20 protein-coding genes are annotated in these 22,422 nt (G+C 62.0%); 10 read left to right on the top strand and 10 right to left on the bottom strand.

What is annotated here, in order from left to right:
• Nucleotides 1–194 (top strand): hypothetical protein (locus IZU87_RS13915; RefSeq protein WP_213114915.1); only part of this gene is annotated, 194 nt, incomplete at its 5' end.
• Here IZU87_RS13915 and IZU87_RS13910 read toward each other — a convergent pair.
• The 4 genes from IZU87_RS13910 to IZU87_RS13895 form a co-directional block, all read right to left on the bottom strand.
• Nucleotides 161–694, bottom strand: a complete 534-nt coding sequence (locus tag IZU87_RS13910; RefSeq protein ID WP_054556587.1) for a hypothetical protein — start codon at nt 692–694, stop codon at nt 161–163. The genes IZU87_RS13915 and IZU87_RS13910 overlap by 34 nt on opposite strands.
• Before the next feature lie 333 nt (nt 695–1,027).
• A complete protein-coding gene (locus IZU87_RS13905; RefSeq protein WP_213114910.1) occupies nt 1,028–2,557 on the bottom strand; it encodes a cytochrome c in 1,530 nt (509 codons plus the stop codon).
• A gap of 2 nt (nt 2,558–2,559) precedes the next feature.
• Nucleotides 2,560–4,173, bottom strand: a complete 1,614-nt coding sequence (locus IZU87_RS13900) for a GMC family oxidoreductase (RefSeq protein WP_213114909.1) — start codon at nt 4,171–4,173, stop codon at nt 2,560–2,562.
• A gap of 178 nt (nt 4,174–4,351) precedes the next feature.
• The gene (locus IZU87_RS13895; protein WP_213114908.1) at nt 4,352–4,900 is read right to left on the bottom strand and encodes a sugar dehydrogenase complex small subunit; all 549 of its coding nucleotides are present in this window, start codon (nt 4,898–4,900) and stop codon (nt 4,352–4,354) included.
• Between the two features lie 586 nt (nt 4,901–5,486).
• On the opposite strand from IZU87_RS13895, the gene IZU87_RS13890 reads away from it, so the two are divergent.
• The 4 genes from IZU87_RS13890 (at nt 5,487) to IZU87_RS13875 (ending at nt 9,283) form a co-directional block, all read left to right on the top strand.
• Complete coding sequence (locus IZU87_RS13890) at nt 5,487–5,951, top strand: carboxypeptidase regulatory-like domain-containing protein (protein ID WP_213114907.1); 465 nt, start codon at nt 5,487–5,489, stop codon at nt 5,949–5,951.
• Nucleotides 5,952–6,014: 63 nt separating this feature from the next.
• Complete coding sequence (locus IZU87_RS13885) at nt 6,015–6,749, top strand: AraC family transcriptional regulator (RefSeq protein ID WP_213114906.1); 735 nt, start codon at nt 6,015–6,017, stop codon at nt 6,747–6,749.
• Nucleotides 6,750–6,946: 197 nt separating this feature from the next.
• Nucleotides 6,947–8,128, top strand: a complete 1,182-nt coding sequence (locus IZU87_RS13880) for a DMT family transporter (RefSeq protein ID WP_213114905.1) — start codon at nt 6,947–6,949, stop codon at nt 8,126–8,128.
• Nucleotides 8,129–8,290: 162 nt separating this feature from the next.
• On the top strand, nt 8,291–9,283 hold the full coding sequence (locus IZU87_RS13875) for a DMT family transporter (RefSeq protein WP_249330618.1): 993 nt from the start codon (nt 8,291–8,293) through the stop codon (nt 9,281–9,283).
• Nucleotides 9,284–9,427: 144 nt separating this feature from the next.
• Here the strand turns inward: IZU87_RS13875 and IZU87_RS13870 are convergent, their stop codons facing one another.
• The 4 genes from IZU87_RS13870 to IZU87_RS13855 all read right to left on the bottom strand — a co-directional run bounded on the left by IZU87_RS13870 (nt 9,428) and on the right by IZU87_RS13855 (nt 14,448).
• Nucleotides 9,428–9,757, bottom strand: coding sequence for a HigA family addiction module antitoxin (locus IZU87_RS13870; RefSeq protein WP_153635856.1), 330 nt, complete (start codon nt 9,755–9,757; stop codon nt 9,428–9,430).
• A 14-nt stretch (nt 9,758–9,771) separates the two neighbouring features.
• On the bottom strand, nt 9,772–10,065 hold the full coding sequence (locus IZU87_RS13865; protein ID WP_213114904.1) for a type II toxin-antitoxin system RelE/ParE family toxin: 294 nt from the start codon (nt 10,063–10,065) through the stop codon (nt 9,772–9,774).
• 151 nt (nt 10,066–10,216) lie between these two features.
• The gene (gene codB / locus IZU87_RS13860; protein ID WP_213114913.1) at nt 10,217–11,479 is read right to left on the bottom strand and encodes a cytosine permease; all 1,263 of its coding nucleotides are present in this window, start codon (nt 11,477–11,479) and stop codon (nt 10,217–10,219) included.
• Between the two features lie 530 nt (nt 11,480–12,009).
• Nucleotides 12,010–14,448 (bottom strand): FdhF/YdeP family oxidoreductase, encoded by a 2,439-nt coding sequence (locus IZU87_RS13855; protein WP_175088831.1) that lies wholly within the window; start codon nt 14,446–14,448, stop codon nt 12,010–12,012.
• A gap of 235 nt (nt 14,449–14,683) precedes the next feature.
• Here IZU87_RS13855 and IZU87_RS13850 point away from each other — a divergent pair, with 235 nt between their 5' ends.
• Entirely contained in the window at nt 14,684–15,124 is a 441-nt protein-coding gene (locus IZU87_RS13850) for a hemerythrin domain-containing protein (RefSeq protein WP_153635859.1), read from the top strand.
• 233 nt (nt 15,125–15,357) lie between these two features.
• Here the strand turns inward: IZU87_RS13850 and IZU87_RS13845 are convergent, their stop codons facing one another.
• The gene (locus tag IZU87_RS13845; RefSeq protein WP_213114903.1) at nt 15,358–16,167 is read right to left on the bottom strand and encodes a spermidine synthase; all 810 of its coding nucleotides are present in this window, start codon (nt 16,165–16,167) and stop codon (nt 15,358–15,360) included.
• Between the two features lie 440 nt (nt 16,168–16,607).
• On the opposite strand from IZU87_RS13845, the gene IZU87_RS13840 reads away from it, so the two are divergent.
• The 4 genes from IZU87_RS13840 to IZU87_RS13825 all read left to right on the top strand — a co-directional run bounded on the left by IZU87_RS13840 (nt 16,608) and on the right by IZU87_RS13825 (nt 20,662).
• On the top strand, nt 16,608–16,961 hold the full coding sequence (locus tag IZU87_RS13840) for a hypothetical protein (RefSeq protein WP_213114902.1): 354 nt from the start codon (nt 16,608–16,610) through the stop codon (nt 16,959–16,961).
• A 198-nt stretch (nt 16,962–17,159) separates the two neighbouring features.
• Complete coding sequence (locus IZU87_RS13835; RefSeq protein ID WP_213114901.1) at nt 17,160–18,014, top strand: SDR family oxidoreductase; 855 nt, start codon at nt 17,160–17,162, stop codon at nt 18,012–18,014.
• Between the two features lie 326 nt (nt 18,015–18,340).
• Complete coding sequence (locus tag IZU87_RS13830) at nt 18,341–19,363, top strand: patatin-like phospholipase family protein (protein WP_213114900.1); 1,023 nt, start codon at nt 18,341–18,343, stop codon at nt 19,361–19,363.
• Between the two features lie 213 nt (nt 19,364–19,576).
• Nucleotides 19,577–20,662 (top strand): hypothetical protein, encoded by a 1,086-nt coding sequence (locus tag IZU87_RS13825; protein WP_213114899.1) that lies wholly within the window; start codon nt 19,577–19,579, stop codon nt 20,660–20,662.
• Nucleotides 20,663–20,714: 52 nt separating this feature from the next.
• Here the strand turns inward: IZU87_RS13825 and IZU87_RS13820 are convergent, their stop codons facing one another.
• On the bottom strand, nt 20,715–22,241 hold the full coding sequence (locus IZU87_RS13820; RefSeq protein ID WP_213114898.1) for an aminotransferase-like domain-containing protein: 1,527 nt from the start codon (nt 22,239–22,241) through the stop codon (nt 20,715–20,717).
• Nucleotides 22,242–22,422 lie beyond the last annotated feature (181 nt).

Raw genomic sequence — 22,422 nt, 5'->3', positions numbered from 1 at the left:
GACATGGCACCGTCGTTCGTTTTACCGGAACGACGCGAACGGTCTTATCCTCGATCGGTCAGGCGCCGGCCGCAGAAGTATCCGGCCAAGAAAAATGCCAGTCAGTGTTAACTGACTGGCATTACGCCGATTGGCGGGTTTTTTCGATCAAGGGCAACGATCAGGCGTCGAGGGCTTCAGCGATCTGGGACTGAGCCTTCGGGCCGATGCCCTTGACTTCAGAGATCACGCCATCAGCGTGAGCCTTGCGAACCTTGGCGACATCGTCGTAACCAGCGTCAGTCAGGGCACGGATAGCGGCAGCGTTGAGGCCGAGGTCTTCCAGAGAGGCCGCATCGGCTTCTTCGGTCGCCTCCTCGACGGCTGCGCCCATCGGCATCATGCGAGACTGGGCGATGGCCTGTTCGCGTGCCAGACGTGCCTTGTACTGCACCAGCTTCTGGTTGAACTCGTGTTCGACCTGCTTGCGGTGCTTGTCAGAGGCTGCGGCTTTCTCGCTCAGGCGTTCGTTGCGAGCGCGCAGGTCTTCGACTTCCTTCTTTGCCTTGTCACGGGCATTGCGGAGCTTGTCGGCTTCTTTGCTGGCTTCACGCAGCTGACGCTCCAGCTCCTTGATGCGGGCGTTCTGGTCCTGCTTGGTGTCCTGCTCCTGAAACAGGGATGCAAGCTGGTCGTCAAGATTAGCGTCGGTCATACTGCTATGTTGCCTCGAATAATTGATAAAGAGCTAAAGTCTGGGCGCACATTCTACCGCAGTTCTTCAGTTTGTGCTGCATTTGAGCGCAACCCGAGCGGGATGAATGTGAATCGGGGGTCCTGCATGGGGCAATATTACCCCAACTGTGTGACATCGCCAGTCACGGATGATCCAGTCACGGATGAAACTGAACACGGGATGAAACGGCCTGAACGCACACGACAATCGCATGTCGGCGCCGTGGCGAAAGTCACGGAAAAGACAGCCCGCTTTCATGGGCTGCCTTTTTCGCGGTTACCAGGCACTTGTGCAGGCCTGTCAGCACAGACCTCAGTGCTTGCGCCAGTCCTCGAGCTTGTCGCTCAGCTGCTGACGACGCGCTTCGGGCGATGCCAGCGTCTCGGACTGATGGCCTTCCCCGAAGCGATTCTCGAGATAGTCCATCAGATTGATCAGCTCATCATCGGTCAGGCTGTCATCGAAGGCCGGCATGAAGACACTGTGGCCATTGTTCTCACGCTGCACGCCATTGAGGATCGCCTGGGCCAGATTGTCCGGATAGACACTGCCGGTCACGCTGTTGTGGAACAGCGACGGGTAGTAGCCATCCTGGGTGCCGGCACCATCCGCGCCGTGACACATGGCGCAGTGGCCCAGATACAGACGCACGCCCGGCGTGGCATCGGCCAGCTGGCCGATCAGGTCTTCATCATCGGGACGCTTGTCCAGCGGCTGACCGCGCAGCAACAGCACATCATCGGCCGGTGCCCCCTGATTGAAGCGCGTGGCGACCTGCGGCTCGCTTTCGGCCTTGCGATCACCATCATTGACCGCCTCGCCCTGCTCGCCCTTGCCATCCACCGCCGGAATCGACTTCAGATAGACCGCGATGGCGCGCAGGTCATCTTCACTCATGTGACGCATGGAGTGCTCGACCACATCCGCCATCGGGCCGCCAGCCTGCGCCTTGCCCTTGAGGTTGCCGGTCGCCAGATAGGTCTGGATATCCTGCTCGCTCCAGCTGCCCAGTCCATCCTGCATGTCCGGCGTGAGGTTGAAGGCGCGCCAGCCTTCGATCATCGCCCCGCCCAGATAGCCTTCTTCATCACCGGTCAGCGCCGTTTCCTGGAAGGCGAAGCCACGCTCGGTGTGACAGCTGCCACAGTGGCCCGGCCCCTGGACGAGATAGGCACCGCGGTTCCAGTCGGCACTCTTGTCCTCGTGATCCTGCCACGGCTCCAGCGGCGAGAAGATCTCTTCCCACAGCGCCATCGGCCAACGCATGTTGAGCGGGAACGGAATCTCGCTTTCGCGGTTGGGCGTGCTGCTCGGCGTCACCTCATGCATGTTCCAGGCGTAGAGCGCCTTGATGTCCTCATCCTTCAGACGGGCGTAGGAAGGGAACGGCATCGCCGGATAGAGGTTGTGACCATCGGCAGCCTCGCCCTCGCGCAGCACACGGGTGTACTCCTCGAGGGTGTAGTTGCCGATGCCGTGTTCGGTGTCCGGGGTGATGTTGGTGGCGTAGATCTCGCCCACCGGCGTCTCGAAGCCGAGGCCACCGGCATATTCATCGCCGTCCTCGGTGCTGTGACAGGCCGCGCAATCACTGGCGCGCGCCATGTACAGGCCCTTCTCGATCAGCGCGGGGTCATCGGTGGCGGCCTTGTCGGCTTGTACCTGTCTGGCGTGCTCATCCTCGCCGCTGCCGCAGGCGCTGAGCAACATGGCACTGGTGCCCGCAATGGCGGCCAGGCGGACGGCACGGGTCAGGCGTGCGGGGCGAAGGATCGGGCGGGCACCGCGACCTTTCTCATCAATGGCATCACGGGTGCCAGCAGTACGGACGTGCGGGACCATGCTTATATTTCCTGTTCGAGCAGATCGGCAATACGCAGAGACAACGCCGCGATGGTCAGGGTGCAATTGACCGACCCGACGGTGGGCATGCTGCCGGAGCTGGCGACAAACAGGTTGTCATGGCCATGCACTCGGCAATCGCGATCCACCACGGAGTCTTTGGGGTTGTCTCCCATCAGGGTCGTACCGCAGATATGCTGGTTGTTGGAGAACTCATCACGGAACGCGATGTCGGTGCCTCCCATCAGCTGAGCGATACGCGCATATTGTTCACGGGTATGCGCGGCGCTGCGCTTGACGTAATCATCGATAGCATAACGGAATTCAGGGCGCGGCAGGCCGAGAGCGTCACGTTTTTTTGACGGCGTGATGCGATTGGCGGCCTCTGGCAACAGCTCGTGGAAGCTGTCGAACTGCACATAGCGGCTGGCGCGGTTATCGATCTGCGCCTGCAGATCCGCGCCGAGCCTGAGCGGTGTTTCCGACAGCACCTCCGTGGTCATCTGCTGCGTGCGGGCAATGTTGGACAGGTGCAGCTTCTTGGACGCGAAGTCCTTGCGGAAGTCGCCGTCGCGCCAGGTGATGATCGAGGTCATCTCCTGAGGGCCACGCCCGGCCCAGAGCGGCTCATCGGCCAGAAAGCTCACCCCGGTACCGGGGTGGTCCATGAGATGTCGGCCGACCATGTCGTTCTGGTTACCCACCCCATCGGGGGTATGGGCGTTGACCGACATCTGCATCAGCTTGGGCGTCTCGATGCCATTAGCCGCCAGCACCACTCGCGCCGCGCTCAGGCGATGCTGCTTGCCGTCGGGGTCCAGATAGCGCACCTCGCGAATCTTGCCGCTGGCGTCGCTTTCCAGATGATGCACGATGGCATTGTCGATCAGTCTGGCACCGGCACGTTCGGCCTTCTCGACATGGATGATGCCGGAATACATCGCACCGATCGGGCAGATAGGCATGCAGTTGTTGTTGCCGCAGCAGGTCGGGCGCTCATCATAGGGGCGGCTGTTGCGCGCCACCGGCTCGGTGACCATGTCAAAGCCGTGGGGATTGATGCGCTCGCTGACCCGCCGCTCGTTCCACGACAGCGGCAGCGGTGCCATCGGATACTCTGCGCTGCGCGGGCTGCCAAGATCGACATCATTCGGCCCCCAGACACCCAGCGCGACCTCGGCACGGAAGTAATAGTCTTCCAGGTCGTCATAGCCGATCGGCCAGTCGCGCCCGACGCCATACTCGCTCTTGAGCACGAAATCGCTGGGCAGAAAACGCCAGGCAGACGCCGCCCAGTGCCAGGTAGTGCCGCCGACGGCACGAATGTACTGGGCGTCGTAGGGTTGCTCCCCCTTCTGTACCAGATAGTCGGCATTCTCGCCGTAGAGCATCGGATGGGGCGCTGCCTTGCTGGCAGGATAAGGCCCCATGAAGTCCATCTTGTTGGCCTGGTTGCGGAAGCGCTCGACGATCTGCCAGCGCTGCATGCGCGGGCCTGCTTCCAGCATGATGACCGACTTGCCGGCCTCGGCCAAGCGATGTGCGATCAGGGCACCGGCAACACCAGACCCGACCACGACCACATCGGCATCATACGCACGGGATTCCTCGGCCATGCAGGATTCTCCTCGGGAAATTGGGAACAGCAACAGGGGCGGTCAGGACGCCCCTGGAAGGTCTGGCACACAGGCGATTCAAGGGCTGATGCCTTGCTCGGTCAGAAGCTGATGACCAAGCACGGACTCAAGGCCCGACCATCCGCCACGCGCAAGCCTTGGGAGTAAGCGTGACCACTCAGGCCTTGGGTGCCTCGGCCCAGAACCCCGGACGATTGGGGCAATAGGTACGCACCACCTGCACATCGCGCGGCCCGGCATACATGCCAGCGCGCTCGAAGGCGATGACCTCGGCGGCGGGATCACTGATCGACCTGCCGACCGTGCCCAGCATCCAGGCCTGCAGCAGACGGCGCACCAGCGCCATCTCGACGTCACTCAGGTCTTCCTTTTTCACGTACTCTCGCGACTCGCCCAGGGCCAGCAGGCGGGTCTTGAGGGCCGGCAAGCTGCCGACACCGGGCACTCCCTCGGCCGGGATTCTCGCCAGCGCCTCAAAATAGCGCTGCCCTAGCCGTTCATCCAGGGTCTTGTCGCTGAGCAGCCAGCGCGACAGGACCATGAACGTCGCGAAGGCACTGTCATCCTGTATCTGTTGCTCGTCAGCGGCCGTCTCGGCCAGGGCCTGAAGGGACAGACCACCGAACACGGCCATACCTGCTCCACCGAGTCCCAGCTTCAATAGCTGGCGACGTGAAGGATCAGTAGCACTCTGGGATGTCGACATGCGGCCCTCCCGGACAATGAATGGTTCACCCGACGCCAGTGCACAAGGCAGTATTGCCGCCTGTGTGCTGCACTCGGATAGCGCTCTAACAGCACACAAGCAGACCTCGAGCGATTTCGAACAGCTCTTGCGTAGCCCTTGCACAGGGTTTGATTCGCAGCATGGTAACAAGCGCCGCCAAGTTATAGACAAACGTATAATGAACAAGGAGTTTCTGTTTAAGCAACTCAAGAGGCACGCTTCACGCAACCCAGCCCGCTCACGGGCAAACGCTTGCTGCTGGCCTACTGACAAGGATCGGTCGAAACCGCGAGAGTTACCAGCGGATGCCCGCGAATGCCGATGCCTGACGCAAGAGTCACCCGCGCCTGTCTCCCGCCCACCGGCAGTTCCCTGACTGTGCTCGGCGCAGTAGGATGTGGGGCAAAGGCAGCAGCTGTGGCCAGACTGGCTCGCTCACGAGCCGACGCCCGCGCCGCCTATCACTCGACTTCAGGGAAGACTCGCCATGCTTCGTCACTTGCGTACTCCGCTCGCTCTGCTCATGTGTACCGCCATTCTTGCCGGGTGTGAAAGCGCCTCGCGCATGGCCGACAGCATTTCGCTGCCGGACTTCGGCTCCTCCTCGCAGACCGAACAGGGCGAGCAGCGCGTCCAGCGCACCGTCGCCTTCCCGGAGGCGGAGTACGCCAGGCTCGACAAGACCGGCACCTCGGTGATCAAGGGCCGCATGTCCTATGAGTGGCAGGGCCAGACGATCTACGCCAACCGGGCGGGCATCTCGATCGCCCCAGTCACCACCTACTCCGCGGAAGCCGCGGAACTGGCACTGGCAGGCAAGACGGCGTCCCGCGCCGACCCGCGCGCCCAGGCCTACACCCACATCGTGCGCACTGACAGCAATGGCTACTTCACTGCCACTGGCCTGCCATCCGGCACCTTCTATGTCGCCGGTGTCGTCCAGTTGCCGGACGGCACACGCAGCCCGCTGATTCTCAGTCAGGTTCAGGTCGGCCGCGGCCAGACCCGCAGCATCGAGCTGAGCCGCTGATACCCGCGTGTTCTTCTTGCTCTACATGCTGCCCTTGCATCGCCGGATGATGGCCACCGCACCATGACGACACTCTCGCTGCGCGCCTATACCCCACAGGCCACGGTCCATGATCACGCCCACCACCAACTGGTGCTGCCGATCCGCGGCCATCTCGATATCCAAGTCGGCAACCATCACGGCACCGTGGTCACCGGCGAGTGCGTCATCATTCGCCCCGGGGAGTCACATCTGTTTCATGCCAAGGACGCCGCGCGCTTCATCGTCGCTGACCTGGACTACCTGCCCGACAACCTCGCGGCGTCGCAACGCGTGGTGTTCTCGATCAGCACCCTGCTGATGAACTACCTGCTGTTTCTCGAAGCGCAGCTGCAGGGTAAGGTCGACAAGCACATCGATCAGCTCTCCATCGCGCTGTTTCTCGGCCTGCTGGAGAAGCAGACCTGTGATCAACGCGTCGACCGTCGTCTGCTCAGGGTACTCGACGTCATGAACGCGCAGCTTGAGCAGCCCCACGACGTGGCATCACTGGCCCGACTCGCCCACCTGAGCCCGACCCAGTTTCACAAGGTGTTCCGCGACAATCTGGGCGTCAGCGTCAAGCAGTACCTGACTGCCAGACGCATGGAGCGCGCGCGGGCGCAGTTGATCCATACCGATCTCAGCGTCCAGCAGGTCGCCGAGGCCGTCGGCTATCAGAACCTCTCCGCCTTCTCGCGGCGCTTTTCCTGCTACTTCGGCCAGTCGCCACGCGAGATGACGCGCCAGTATTCGAGCCTCACTCCCCCGAATGACTGAACGACTGAATGACCGACTGATTCGATCATCTGAACAACCGATTGAGCATCCGAATCAGCAGTCAACCACCGCACTGTGGCGGTATATGACGTTTTGCTTCTCCTGGCAGATCAGAGCGTAGTTTCAGCACAATATATTCTCGCGATGAGGCGTAATCTCGTGCACACCGAGACACACTTCATTGCGAGCCATCCACCATGCAGCACTCCTTCTCCCGGACGCCCTTCCGCCCAGCGCTGGAACGCCAGATCGGCAACCTTTCCGTCCTCACGGCCGCCCTGCTATGGGGCACGACCGGCACCGCCGCCCACTTCAATCAGGATGTCAGTCCGCTGGCCACCGGCGCCTTCGCCATGGGCTTTGGCGGCATTCTTCAGGCAGTGCTGTCGCGACGAATCCTTCATGAGGAGCTGGCCGCCCTGCTGGTTCATAAGCATCTCGTGCTGTGGGCAGCGCTGTTCATCATAGTCTACCCGCTGGCCTTCTATTCGGCCATGGAATACACCGGCGTGGCGATGGGCACCGTGATCACCATCGCCACGGCGCCGTTGGCGGCAGCGGTGCTGGAATATGTGCTGGATCGCAAGCGCGTCAGTGTGCGCTGGTACGCAGCGCTGATGCTGGGCATGGCTGGCGTGGGACTGATGGCAGTGGGCGAGACACGTCTGGCGGATACGGCAGCGCAAGCCACTGCCAGCGGCGTTGCCAGCGAAAGCCGCAAGCTCATCGGTATCGGGCTGGGCGTGCTGGCCGGCGCGAGCTACGCCACCTATTCGCTGCTTGCCAGACGCATGATGCTGCTGGGCGTGCATCGCCGTGCAGCCATGGGGGCAATGTTCGGCTGTGCCGGCATCATACTGTTGATCGGCCTGGCCATCAGCTGCCTGTTCCTCGATCCGCGCCTGTTTGCCACGCCGGTGAATTCGGCGGTCGCCATCTACATGGCGCTGATCCCGATGCTGCTGGCCAGCCTCATCTTCGGACGCGGGCTCGCCAGCGTGCCCATCAGCCGGGTGACAGTCCTGACCATGTTCGAGCCACTGGTGGCGGGCCTGTTGGCCGTCATCGTGGTCGGCGAGCAGTTCACGCTGATGGGCGCCATCGGCATGGTGCTGATCATGACCTGCCTGATGCTGCAATTGCGGCCGCAGGCAACGCAGGCGCCGATGGCCAGCCCGCAGGCAGACCTCGCGGCCTGGACGACGCCCGACACGGCCTCCGACGCTCTGGTTGAGCCAAAAGACGACGCTGCCCATTGGGGTGAGCGTGATTCGTGGCGTGATCCCTGGAGCGGTACCGAGCATGGCCGCGATGCCAAGCAAGGGCCGGAGCAAGGGGCTGAGCAAAGGTCGGCGCCATGGCAGCATCACGACGCCTGACGGCGATGAGCGAATTGTTGGCAAGTTCGAGTGCCCGCCCTGAGCGGTAGCCAGCCGGCGCGGCGACTCACTTGACCCAAAGTGGTTTCAGCACACTTTTGCAGGACTCATGCTGCGACTGAAATCGGCCGCGGGATTGGCAAGACACGCAAGGACATCACCATGACAACCACTCGCTCTGATATCGCGGCCTCTTCAAGGTCGACCGACATGGGTAGCCTGGCCGTGCTGTTTGCCGCGCTGCTGTGGGGCACCACCGGCACGGCGGCCCACTTCAACCAGGATGTCAGTCCGCTGGCAACCGGCGCCTTCGCCATGGGTATCGGCGGCCTGCTTCAAGCAGTGATCGCACGACCCAATATCATGGGCTGTCTGAGCCTGTTGATGGCGCAGAAGGGCCGGGTATTGCTCGGCGCCGTGTGTGTCGTCATCTACCCGCTGGCTTTCTACTCCTCGATGCATCTGGCCGGTGTCGCCATCGGCACGGTGATCACCATCGCCACGGCGCCACTGGCAGCGGCGATTCTCGAGCGCCTGTTCGGCCACCACCGACTCACGCTGAGCTGGTATCTCAGCCTCGCGCTGGGCATTGCCGGTGTGGTGATGATGGCGATGGGCGAAACGGCCACTCATGGTGGGGACATTGTCGCCATCAGCGCCAGCGGCGACCCGATGGCGACAGGGTCAGGGAGCGTGCCTGACGCTGACTGGCAACGCCTTACCGGTATCCTGCTGGGCATCATCGCCGGCACGACCTACGCCGCCTATTCACTGATCGCCCGGCGCATGATGGACCACGGCACCCACGCCCGCGCTGCCATGGGCAGCCTGTTCGGCGTCGCCGGTATCGCGCTGATCGCCGGTCTGGGCCTCAGCATGCTGGCGGCCGACCCGCGCCTGTTCGCCACCCCCGGCAACACATCGGTCGCGCTCTACATGGCGCTGGTACCGATGTTCCTTGGCTATATCGCCTTCGGCTACGGCCTTAAGACCGTTGCCGCCAGCAAGGCCACCCTGCTCACTCTGTTCGAACCGCTGGTCGCCGCGCTGCTCGCCGTCACCATCGTCGGGGAACATATCGCTCCGCTCGGCTGGCTCGGCATGGCGCTGATCGCCGTCTGTCTGGTGATTCAGGTGACGCCAGCGACCGCTTGAACAACGCGAGCGGCACGACGAGGCGTTACCGAATGCGCAAAGCACAAAGCCCCAGCCTGAGTTTCAGGCTGGGGCTTTGCATTGCTGGGCATAAGCTCTCGGGCTCACGCCATCTCAATCACTCGCCGTGTAGAGCGCGCGCCGTCAATGCGAGGCAAGCTCGCCGGCATCCACTTGCGGTGTTATCCGACGTACGCCCTTGGCATCCTGCGCGTAGGCACGATGACGCACATCCCAAAGCTCCACGGCATGCTGGATGTTGAGCCAGAACTCCGGCGTATTACCTAGCGCAGCCGCCAGCTTGATGGCCATCGGTGCCGTCAAGGTGCCCTTGTCATGCACGATACGGCTCAGGGTGTTTCTGTGCACTCCCATCGCCTCGGCCAGGGTGCGGATATCGATGTTCATCGGCTCCAGAAACTCTGCCGTCAACATCTCTCCTACCGTCAGCGGGCGCCGCTGGGTGTTTCTCATCACTGCTACCTCCTCTAGCCCTTGTAAGCATGCGGGTCTAGATATGTTTGATGGGCGACCCCCGCCTCCCACCGGAAGATGAGTCGATACTGCTTGTTGACACGAATCGAGCAATAACCTGCGAGATTGCCCTGCAGATGCTCGAACCGATTGCCCGGTGGAACCCTCAGATCAGACTCCTGACTTGCGGCATCGAGAATCTGCAACTTTCGGTAGAGCGAACTGGAGAGCGCCGCAGGTATCTTGCGGTGGCCAACATCATGCTCATAGAAGCTCTCGAGCCACACATCCCTGAATTCCACCGCCATGGCAGCACCTTTTTCCCTCATTCTATGCACAACAATGTTGTGCATCAAGCGGCTCTACCCTGACGCTCCCCCCCGGGAAAAACGCCCAACGAGCCCAGGACTCGTTGGGCGCTTCATATTCCTCTGCCCTTCACATCAGACGCTCAGCGACTCACGCCGCCGTCTTGCTTGCCAGTTCTACCTTGGCAAGCTTGATCAGCCCGCCGTAGAAGACGAAGGCGACAACGACACCCACGACGGGCGGCATGAAGGGTGAGCTCCAGGCGCACAGGCAGGCGATGGCGTAGGCGGCGAGCCCCGGCCAGTGGTAATCCACCTTGGGCATCTCGGCGAGGCGCGGATACTGCCCTTTGTGGCCTAGCCAGAAGTTGGCGATGATCACGCCGCCGATCGGCGGGATGAAGGTACCGAGCAGAATCAGAAACGGAATCAGCCACTCATACATGCCGAGTACCGCCAGCACTGTGCCGATGGCCGCGCCGCCCAGGGTGACACGCTGACGATGCGGGGTACGCAGCAGATTGCAGCCGGCGATCGCGAAGTTGTAGATGGTGTTGTCCTGGGTGGTCCAGATATTGAGGAACAGCATCAGGACGGCGAGACTGACCAGCCCCTGGGCAATCATTACATCGACGATATCGGCCTGCTGGTAGATCATCGCACCGAGCGCGCCGGTGAGCACCATCAGGCCATTGCCGACGAAGAAGGCCGCCAGGGTGGCAATGACGGCGATCTTCGGCGAACGCGCGAAGCGGCTCCAGTTGGTTGCCTGGGTGCCACCGCTGATGAAAGTGCCGATCACCGCGGTGATGGCGGCCGTCCAGCTCATGGAATCCGTCGGCGTCAGTGACGCAAGGCCTGCCACGCCGCCGACATCGACCATGCCGGTGTAGAGACTGAACAGGATGAACAGCAGCATGGCCGGCACGGCGATGCGCGAGAGCATGTCCAGCCCGCGATAGCCGATCATCGCCGTCAGACAGAAGGCGAAACCGAAGATGATCATCAGCGGCGTGGTCAGCCACTCGGGCAAGCCGAGTGTCTTGACCAGCACGATGGCGATGGTCGCGGTGCCCCAGGCGTACCAGCCGATCTGGGTGAACCCGAGCACGAAGTCAGACAGGCGACTGCCCTTCTCGCCAAAGCACAGCCGTCCCATCAGCACTGAATTCAGACCACTCTTGCAGGCGATATAGGCCAAGGCAGCGGCGTAACCGCCGAGCAGCAGATTGCCGATCACGATGATCCACAGCAGTTCATTGAGCGCGAACGCGGCACCCAATGACCCACCCGCCCACATGGTGGCGGTAAAGAAGGTGAAGCCGAGCAGCACCATCGAGGTGGAAAGCAGCCCACGTCGTGCCGAAGCGGGGACTTCGCTCAAGGGATAGTCATTGCCGGATTCGCCTGTCATCGATTGCTGATCTGAGGTGCGGTCTGAGGCGTGCGATGAGGAGTGTTCTGCCATGAGTGCCTTCCTGGAGCTCGGTCGTGAGTCGCCGAGTCTTGTGGTGGTGTCAGCCTGCCTGAACGCCGGCCACCGCCCCCTGCGCGCAAGGTGGTGGTCAGAGCGGCGGTCGCTACCCTACCACCACGCAAGATTCACGCCACCCATCCTCAAACCGTGCAAGACGCCAGCTCGTCGTCTGCCTCATGAAGCTGACACAGGCGTCAGGATCTGGCCTGTCAGCAGGCGCGGTCGGGCACAAGACCGCCACCAGAAATGATTTCGCGACTAGTCCGGCGCAGTACCTACAAACCCCTCAATTACGCCGACGTTGGCATCAACTTGAGCGCCAGACACCAGAACGCCACGCGGCGCACTCTTTCAGTGCAGCGCGTGGCGTGGCTCGAGGCGTCCTGCACTGACATCGAAACCTGACGCCGAGCACAGGATGCAAATTTTTTCAGCCTTTCCTTGTTTAGCGGTTCATGCTGAACCCTTCAGCTGCTCGCCAACACCCCTTCGCTGGCATTGACCTCTTCAGTGTCCATCAGGCGAAGTCTGACCGGCACCGATTTCGAGGCGGGCGTATTGCTGCGCGCATCGCGGTGATCCAGCGGAATCAGGTCATTGGTTTCCGGGTAGTACGCTGCCAGACAGCCGGTCGGGATGTCGTATTCCTTGAGCTTGAAGCCCGCCATGCTGCGCTCGACGCCGTCTTCGCTGACCGTTTCCAGCGTCACGCGCTGCCCCTCGCTCAGCCCCAGCGTCTCGAGATCCTGCGGGCTGATCATCACCACCATGCGCGTGCCATAGACGTCGCGATAGCGATCATCATTGGAGTAGACGGTGGTATTGAACTGGTCATGCCCGCGCATGGTGATGAGCAGGAAGGTGCTATCCATGTTCAGTGTCTCGTGGGTCACCTTGTCGAGACCCTCCTCATCCGTGCCCAACCCCTCGGGGAACAGGAAGTTGGCACGCCCCGAGTCGGTATGCCAGATACGCTCGCGCGGCGCGATGCGGATGTGGAAGCCGCCCTGAGCCAGGCGCGCATTGTAGTCGGGGAAGATCTGCGGGAAGACCTCTTCGATGCGGTCACGAATCCGTGCGTAATCCGCCTGCAGCCAATCCCAATCCACGGTGGGGTGCGGCGGCAACGTCGCCTTGGCCAGCTGACAGGTGATAGCGATCTCGGAGTGCAGGCTTGGGTCCGCCGGTGCCATCACGCCGCGTGACGGCGCCACGTTGCACATACCGTCCTCGGCACTGGAGACCTGCTCCGCGCCCTTGCCATCGGCGCCCGCCTGCAGGTCACGTTCGCTATGGCCAATCGTGGGCAGCACCCAACCATGTTTGCCGGGGTGCAGGTGACTGCGATTGAGCTTGGTGGCGACATGCACCGTCATGTCTAGATCGTGCACCTTCTCGACCACGCGCTTCTGATCAGGAATCGCGCGGAAGAAGTTGCCACCCATGCCGATGAAGGCACGTACCTCACCGCGCAGAATCGCCTCGCAGCATTCGGCGACATCATGGCCATTCTCGCGCGGGCACTTGATATCGAAGACTCGATCGAAGGCATCCAGCATCGCGTCATTGGGCAGGTTCTCGATGCCGACGGTGCGGTCGCCCTGCACATTGGAATGGCCGCGTATCGGGCAGGCGCCCGCGCCGGGCTTGCCGATATTGCCGCGCAGCAGCAACAGATTGATGATCTGCTGGATGGTGTCGCCGCCGCGCGCATGCTGGGTGATGCCCATGCCCCAGCAGCAGATCACGCGCTCGGCCTCCAGATAGGTCTGCCCCGCCTGTTCCAGCGATTCGCGTGACAGGCCGGACATGGCGACCAGGTCCTGCCACTCGAGCTTGCGGCAATGCTCGGCGAAGGCGTCAAAACCATGAGTGTGCTGGGCGATGAAGTCGTGATCCAGATAGCCCACCGCATGCGGATTGCGCTCGCGCAGCGCATCGTCGGCCTCGATCACGTACTTGCACATCGCCTGCACGGCGGCGAGGTCCCCGCCGATGCGCAGCTGATGATACTGACTGCTGATCTCGACGCCCTTGCCACTCAGCATGTCCTTGGGCGACTGCGGGTCGGCAAAGCTGACCAGCGCCCGCTCGCGCAGCGGGTTGAAGCTGACCACCTCGGCCCCGCGGCCACGCGCCTCGTGGAGATCCCCCATCATGCGCGGGCTGTTGGTACCGCTGTTCTGGCCGAAGATGAAGATGGCATCGGCCTGCTTGAAGTCCTCGAGATTGACCGTCGCCTTGCCGATGCCGATGGACTCCGGCAGCGCTCGGGAGGTGGTCTCGTGACACATGTTCGAGCAGTCCGGGAAGTTGTTGGTGCCGTACATGCGCCCGAACAGGGAAAACAGGAACGCTGCCTCGTTGGAGGTACGCCCCGAGGTGTAGAACTCGACCTGGTTCGGGTCCTCATAGCGTTTGAGGCGCTGGCCGATCTCGGCGTAGGCCGCTTCCCAACTGGTGATCTCGTAGCGGTCCGTCTGGGCGTTGTAGCGCAGGGGGCGCGTCAAGCGCCCTTCCTTCTCCAGATGGTGATCCGACCATTCACGCAACTCGCTGAGCGTATTGTTGGCGAACAGCTCATCACTGACACGTTCACGTGTCGCCTCCCACGCCAGCGCCTTGGCACCGTTTTCGCAGAAGTTGGCCCCCTTGGGCTTGTCACCATTCGGCCAGGCGCAGCTCGGGCAGTAGAAGCCATCGGGCTTGTTCATCTTCATCAGGCTGCGATGGCCCTCGATGGGCAGATGCTCCTGCCAGATGAACTTCTCGACCGCCTTGATCGACGGCCAGCCACCGCCCGGCGGCCGGTCCAGCTGACTGCCGGACAGCGACGCCGATAACGCCGGCGCGTGGGACCCCTTGGGGCTGAAGGAATCGACTGGCGTGGTCTGGTCTTGGGACATGTCGGGGCTCCTGACGGTGGCGGCCGGCAGCTGGCATCGATCAGACACCGCTGCGGGCACGCCACCGAACAAAGAATTCAAGGGTCACCCTTGCTTCCTTGACTCGCGCCAAGCCTTTTTCAAGGCCGATCGCCGTTGCGCACTTGAACTTCCGCCGATCCGCCACCAGAGTTGTACAGACCTGACACAAGCAGATCCGCCACTCAACACGCCAGACATGATGAGGAGCTGGAACATGACCGTATTTGAAGCCCTGCGCGAGACCCACGACGAACAACGCCGCCTGCTGGACATGCTGCTGCAGACCGAAGGTGACAGCGAGCCGCGCGATGACCTGTTCAAGCGTCTCAAGGAATCGCTGACCAATCACGCCGGTGCTGAGGAACGCGCGCTCTACATGCCGATGATGGAGCACGACATGACGCAGGAGAAGGCGCGTCACAGTGTCGCCGAGCACCATGAGATCGATGAGCTGGTCGAGAAGCTCGAGGCGACCGACTACAGCTCGCCTGGCTGGCTGGCCACCGCCAAGCAACTCGAGCACCTGGTGACCCACCATCTGGATGAGGAAGAGCAGGAAGTCTTCCAGCTGGCAGGCCGCGTCTTCGATGACGCCACCAAGAAACGCCTCGCCGAGGAATATCATCAGGACATGAAGGCGCGCGAAGCGGCCTGAGCCAGAATTCAGCATCGGGCCTAGTCGAAAGCGCTTGGCGCTGTAACATGCTGAACGCTATCGATAAGCGCCGATGACGTACACCAAAACGGGCTGACCACATCATGTGGCCAGCCCGTTTTTTTCATGTGTTCACCACCCTGCGATGAGGGCATCGACGCCTGTGAAAGCGTGTGTCACAACGACTAAGGCGAAGAGCCATCCACCACGTCATCAGCCACGACGCACTCGGGTTACTTGCGGCGCGATGGCCGTGCGGTACCTTTCGCTGCCGGCTTTCTGCTTGGGCTGCCTGAGCGCTTGCCCTTGCCTTTCCCGGCCTTCGTCTTGTCATCAGGCTTCTCCGCACGCCCCACGTAACGCGCGATCCAGATGGTGTGCTTGGCCCCCGAGGTGCCATGTGCGTAGACCTGACGCGCCTCGGCCTTGAAACCGGCCCGCGACAGGCGCTGCGAGAAACGCGCATCGGCCGTGGCCGACCACACCGCCAGAATGCCGGCCGGGCGCAACGCCCTGGCGCATACCGCCAGCCCCTCCGCACTGTAGAGCCAGTCGTTGTCATCCGCGGTCAGGCCTTCCGGGCCATTGTCCACATCCAGCATGATGGCATCGAAGCCGCCAGGCGCTCCACGCAGCACCTCGGCGACATCGCGATTCTCGACTGTCGTGCGCGGGTCCCGAATCGGATAGCCCGCCTTGGCCCCCAGCGGGCCGTCATTCCAAGCCACCACTCCCGGTACCAGCTCGGCGACGACCACCTCGGCATCTGCCTTGAAGTGCTTGAGCGCGGCAGCCAGCGTGAAGCCCATCCCCAGGCCGCCGATCAGAACGCGCTGTGGCGCCGCCGACGTGCCGCGACTCTTGAGCAGGCCGGCAGGAATCTCGGCCAGCGCATCTTCCGAGCCATGCATGCGGGTGTTCATCAGCTGCCCGCCCTTGCCGCTCTCGATCTTGATGACGAAGTCCTCGCCATACTCGAACAGGCACAACGAATCCGACGTGCCGGGGATCGGCGCGGTATCGAGCAGCACAAAGCGTTTCATGGCACATCCATAGAAGGAAAAATGATCATCTGTCAGGTGGCTTCGTGGCCATCCTGACTATATTCAACATGACGGACATCTGTACGACATGGGGGAGCGTTAGTCTAACAGTCAGAACCCCATGGCAGGTATCCGCCTGCGCGAAGGCATGAAGTTTCGCGAAAGCACGAGAAAAATGAGAGCATGCGCGCATCAAGGCTGGAAGATATTCGCGAATTCTCTAATACTAGTTTTTGTAGAACGCAACACCGTCGTAAACCAGACACACTCAGAACGAACACTCTCAGTAGCAACTGTCACTTGCCTGATGGCTGGCGCGCAATGAAAAGCGCGTGGGTCTCGCCGGCAGATGGGCTAGCCTCACCGCCGACGAAGCAGCGTGACACCTAGAGAATCACTCAAGATTCCGACTCATCGGAACCCGAAAAGAGGATATTTCGATGCCGCATACTCATCTGGAGCGACTCGCGACGATCAGCGCCAGCCAGGTCGAGGAACACTTTCGCGATCTCCATCCCATCGTGGCATTGGTTTCTGCCACTCGGCTGCTGCAATTCCTCGAGCGGGAAGGTCTGATATTGCATGAACATCGGGCGCTATGCGCGAGCATCATTCGCAAGGCCCTGCCCAGCCTCGAAAACGGCCCCGGGCATGACCCTGCCAATCTGCCAAGCCTGCATGGCATAGAACAGACCAAGGAAAGTGAGCCGCGTGTTCCGCTTGCGCAGTCCATGGCAGCGGGTGTCAGTACGCCAGCCACCGTGCATGACAAGCATGAGGATGCGCTCTCCTGACCACCGCCAGGCGTACCGAAACGAGACAACCCGACGCCCAGTTCTGCTCATGCAGGACTGGGCGTTTTAACATTACTAAACAAGAAAATTATGATGGAGGGGTTTAATCCGACGGGATCGTCCACAGGTCTATTGGCAGATGTTCAGCGTCTGAAGGCGCATCAGCGCATTCACGATCAACGAACCGGAGGTGACGGCATGACTCAGCAACAGCCCCCACAGCATCAGAACCAGCAACCGGGCGATGAACATCGCATGGACCCCAAGCCCGAATATATCCGCGAGAGCTATCGCGGCAGCGGCAAGCTCCTGGGCAAGGTGGCAGTCATCACCGGTGGTGACAGCGGTATCGGCCGCGCCGCCGCCGTGCACTTCGCACGCGAGGGAGCCGATTGTCTGATCACGCACCTGGGCAGTGAAGAAGTCGATGCGCAGGAGACCATCCGTCTGATCGAAGCCGAAGGCAGACGCGGACGCCGCATCGCAGGGGATATCGGTGACCCGGCCTTCTGCCGCAAGGTTGTCAAGGGCGCGCTGGAGGAATTCGGTCAGCTGAATATCCTGGTCAACAATGCTGCAGAACAGTACGACTGGGACGACGTCACCGAGATCGATGACGAACAGATCGAGCGCACCTTCAAGACCAATCTGTTCAGCCACTTCTACATGATCAAGGCCGCCGTGCCGCATCTCTCCAAAGGCGATTCCATCATCGCCACCTCGTCCGTCAACGCCTTCAAGGGCAACGACAGCCTGATCGATTACAGCGCCACCAAGGGCGCCATCCAGGGGCTGGTACGCTCACTTTCCGGCACGCTGATGGACCGCGGCATTCGCGTCAATGCGGTTGCACCCGGCCCGGTCTGGACTCCCTTGATCCCCGCCAGCTTCGAGGACGAAAAGGTCGCCAATTTCGGCCAGCAAGTACCGATGGAGCGCCCCGGTCAGCCTAGCGAGATGGGCCCGGCCTACGTCTATCTGGCCAGCGAAGATTCAAGCTACATGACAGGCCAGACAATCCACCTCAACGGCGGCGTCGTGCTCAACACCTGATCACCCTGCTTCTTCAGGCGCCCACTGCGCCTGATGCTTGAGAGTAGTACCGCCGCAAACGGCGAGAAACAACCGCGCAGAAAACGCAAGGCCACCCGATCCGGGTGGCCTTCTTGCATAGGGGACGGTTCATGGAAGACGCGCCGCACCTCAGCGCCTGCTCCGCGTTCATGCCGCCTTTGCTCTCCCTGGAAGTATCAGGTCCTCCTGTCTGTCCGTATCAGTCTTTTCAGCCGACTGAAAGCCAGCGGCCTCTCTATTCTGGTAGCAGCCACAGACGTTGCCGTGGACAGGATTGAGCATTACCCGCTCTGCAGGAGGCAAGCATGTCCAAGTTGATTCTTTCTCTGGATGGCGGCGGCATACGCGGGGCGGCCACCGCTCAATTTCTGATGCGTGTCGATGCGACACTCAGGAATGAGCACCAGACCACACTGCGTGAGCGGGTCGATTTCTATGCAGGCACCAGCACCGGCAGCCTGATCGCGCTGGCGCTGGCGACCACCGACATGAGCCTCGAGGACATCAATGGGCTCTACAGCGCGACCAGTGCCAGGCAGATCTTCGCCGACAACCGCGGCTGGTTCGAACTCGATGGCATCAATGCGCCCAAGTACGAGGCCAAGGGCAAGAGCACGATGCTCAAGAAGCACCTCGGCCAGGCCAAGCTCAGGGATGTCCCCGCTGGCAAGCAGGTGCTTGTCGTCACCTACGGGATCGAGAGACGCCGCCCGCATGTCCTGAAGTCGAGCAAGCGCGAGCATCACAAGCTGCTGGCCTGGCAGGCCGCGGACGCCTCCAGCGCGGCGCCGACCTACTTCCCGACCCGCGACATGAAGCTCGGGCCGGACAACGAGCAGACCTGGCTGATCGATGGCGGCGTCATCGCCAACAACCCCACCATGTGCCTCATCGCCGAAGTCTGTCGCCTGTGGCCGCATGAGCCGCGTCGCGTGCTCTCGATCGGCACCGGAACACGCACGCGAAAGATCAACGGCCCGGATTCCCGGCACTGGGGCGCAGTACAGTGGGTGCTGGAAGGCAGCCTGATCGACGTGCTCTCCGATGAGAAGGTGGTCGGCTATCAGGCCATCACCATCTCGCCGCCGGGCAGCTATATCCGCGTCAATGCCGAGATGCGCCCACAACCGGGAATGCTCAAGGCACCTGATGACGCGATGGACGACATCAGCACCACCAACATCAAGCATCTGAAGGCCATGGGCGATTTCTGGTTCGAGCAATATGGTGACGCCGTGGTGGCCCTGATCACCGACCGCTACCAAGGGCCCTCGCTTGACCGCATCGATCCCCTCACCGGCCGGCCGCAAGCCTATCAACCGCACTGAGCAAGCCTTCCCCACATTGCACTCGGAGACGTCTGTCAGCGATTTTGCTACTCTGCGCTGCCGTGCTTCACGCTGACCCGAGTTCATTCAATGACACATGGCACACCACAAGACACTCGCATTCGCCCCGCCACCTCAACATGGCGAATGCTGGTGACTTTCACATTATCTCTGGCGATTCTCGTACCCACTACAGCGCAGTCAGACGACGATATGCACTTTGACCAGCCGGAAGCCTTCGCCACCCTGAAGAAGGCGGTCAGCTATTTCGATGAAATGGATACCTTGCCGGAAGAGGCATGGATCAGCCGAGATCAAGCGTCGGCGCGCAGCGATATGGACGAGATGATAGAGGAAGCCATGCTGGCCCTCGACGTCCCGCAACTCTCGACACTGCGCAGCACCTATCGCCAGGTCGAGGACAAGATTCGCGAATCGCGCCGCGAGATTTCCGAGTTGAAGGAAAAGCGCATCCTCGCGCCGGACACCGATGTCTCGACGCTGACTCGCCTCACGCCCACCGATACCCTGCGCGAATTCACCGCCAGCACGCGCGGCGATTATGATCTGCTGATCGCCGCGCATGAGAAGAACATCGCCGCCTATCAGGGCGAGCTGACCACGCTGGAAGGCAAGCTGGCCGCGCGACTCAAGGAGATCGGCATCACCCTGACGCCGGACCAGGTCCAGGTGTGGCTGTCCTCGGTGGTCGGTGATGATGTGCTGACCATGAGTGTCGTGTTCGCCAGCATCAAGTCGGTGGCCCAGCAGCTCGCCGAGCTGACCCGCGACAGCGGCGAGAACCTCGACTACGCGCGCCGTTATTACGGCATGGTCGTCATGCTTCACCGCATGATCGTGACCATGCAGCAGGACTTCATCACGCGCGTGAATGATGAGGTATTGCCGCAACTGCAAGGTTTCGCCGACGAAGCCGAGGCCACCACGCGTGAAGCTCGCACGCTGATCAAGCAAGGCGGATCACGCGAGAGTCTGGAGAACAACATCCGCGCCAATGCGCTGACGCTCAAGACGATTAACCTGTATCGCTCGCTGGTGACCGAGCAGCGCGACCGCGTCACGACCTCTCTGACCAAGAGTCAGCGCGAGCTTGCGGTGGCGACCAATACCTATCGCACCGTCAAGCTCAGCGCCCACGTCGCCGACCTGATCCGCCAAGGCGTCAAGACCTTCGACACCCTCGCCGGCCTGCAGGTACCGGTCGCCACCAGCTTCGAGAACAGCGCCATGCGCGAGGAATTCCGCAAGCTGACCGAGCGCATGCAGCAGGCAAAATAACCCACGCAATCAGCGTCGATACCACGCCTTCGCCTGTCCGGCGAAGGCGTTTTCAGTTGTGGCGGCGAATATCCCGCATGCTCAGGATGCTCTCCAGCGTGCGTCTCAGGCGCGCCACCTCGCTGACCAGACTCTCGCCCGCCAGCATGCCGACCCCCAGCACCAGCCCGCGTCGTGAATCCTCGCGGCTGCAGACCATGCTCAGTGGCCGTACGATCAGATGCTCCTTGACCATCAGCTGCGCGACGCGCTGATCATCGATCTCGGGGGCGAACTGCACGCACAGACTGATGCCGCGCGACGGCGGCGAGACGCTGATCACGCCCTTCACCTGACACAGCTGGTCATGCACCACCTGCTGCCGACCGAGATAATCGCGCTGGATACGCTGATACCAGGCGTCGAGATCGCCATCGGCGATGAACTGTGCCAGCACCGCCTGATCCAGCATGCGCCCCTCGCGGAACACCTCGCTGCGCAGGCGGTTCATCGGCCCGGCCAGTGCGCGCGGCACCACCAGATAGCCCAGCCGCAGCCCGGGAAACATCAGCTTGGAGAACGAGCCCACCAGCAGGCGATTGCCGGAATCCGGGTCAAACAGCAGCTCGCCGTGATCATCACCGCTGAACTCGTAATCATCCTCGAGGATATAGGCGGGCTGACAGGCCTCGCGCAGTCTCTGCTTGTCACGTCGCGAGGTGGGCACACTCAGCGGATAGTGATGCGAGCCGGTGAAGTAGGCGATCTGCACCGGCCCCTCGCCAAGCGAAGTGAGATCGTGTCCTGCCTCACTTGTCGTATCACTCGTCGCATCGCTCACCGGCCGCCAGGGAATCTGGCAAGTCTCGAGGCCTGCGGCCAGGAAGACATTGCGCGCGCCCCAATAGCAGGGTGACTCCATCACCACCCGCTGCCCGGCATCCGCCAGCGCCAGCGCACACAGCTCGATGCCGTGGTGGGTGCCCTCGGTGATGATGATCTGCTGGGTATCACAATCGATATTGCGCCAACGACGCAGAAAATCGCGGATCTCACGCTTGAGCGGACCATAGCCGCCGCTGGAGTAGGACAGCAGCAGCGCGTTGTGGGGCACCGTCACGCTGGCATACAGCTGACGCCACTTGCGCATCGGAAAGCGTGCGATGTCCGGAATACCCGGCACGAAGGCGCCACTCTGGATCAGACTCGCCCCTTGCCCGCCCAGCACCTTGCGGGCCCGAGCAGACAACGGCAGCGGCGCCGGTGCTACCCCCGCCGCGCCCGCCCCTGACTCCGCCGCCCCAACCTCCCCCGAGCCTGAGTTTGCCCGGCGCGCATGCGGGCGACGCGTCCAGGTACCCTGCCCCGGGCCGGTGTGCAGATAGCCCTCCTCGATCAGCGACTTGATCGCCAAGGCCAGCGTATTGCGCGCTACCCCCAGCGCCTCGCACAGCTTGCGGTGCGGCGGCAGCCGCGCGCCCAGCGGCCATTGCTCACGAATCACCTCGAGCAACGCCTGCTCCAGCCGTACCTGCTTGCCCAGCGTCTCGGACTGGCGGCGATAACATTCGATCAGCGGCTCCAGCGCGGCCAGTTCCATCCCGGTCTCCCGTTGTCATAGTCGTTGCCGTTGTCGTAGTGCTGTCACGCAGCTTCCCGAGGTTGTCCATCCCCCGCCAGCCACTCGCCTGACAGGCGGCGCGCAACGCCCCTTCAGCTCTGATTATCCGCAGTCCCTGCTGATTGGTCCAGTCAAACGCAAAATTGGTCTATTCGCCATC

The sequence above is a fragment of the Cobetia sp. MC34 genome, from assembly GCF_018340035.1.
Classification (GTDB): domain Bacteria; phylum Pseudomonadota; class Gammaproteobacteria; order Pseudomonadales; family Halomonadaceae; genus Cobetia; species Cobetia amphilecti.
This window is presented reverse-complemented; position numbering and strand designations above follow the sequence as displayed.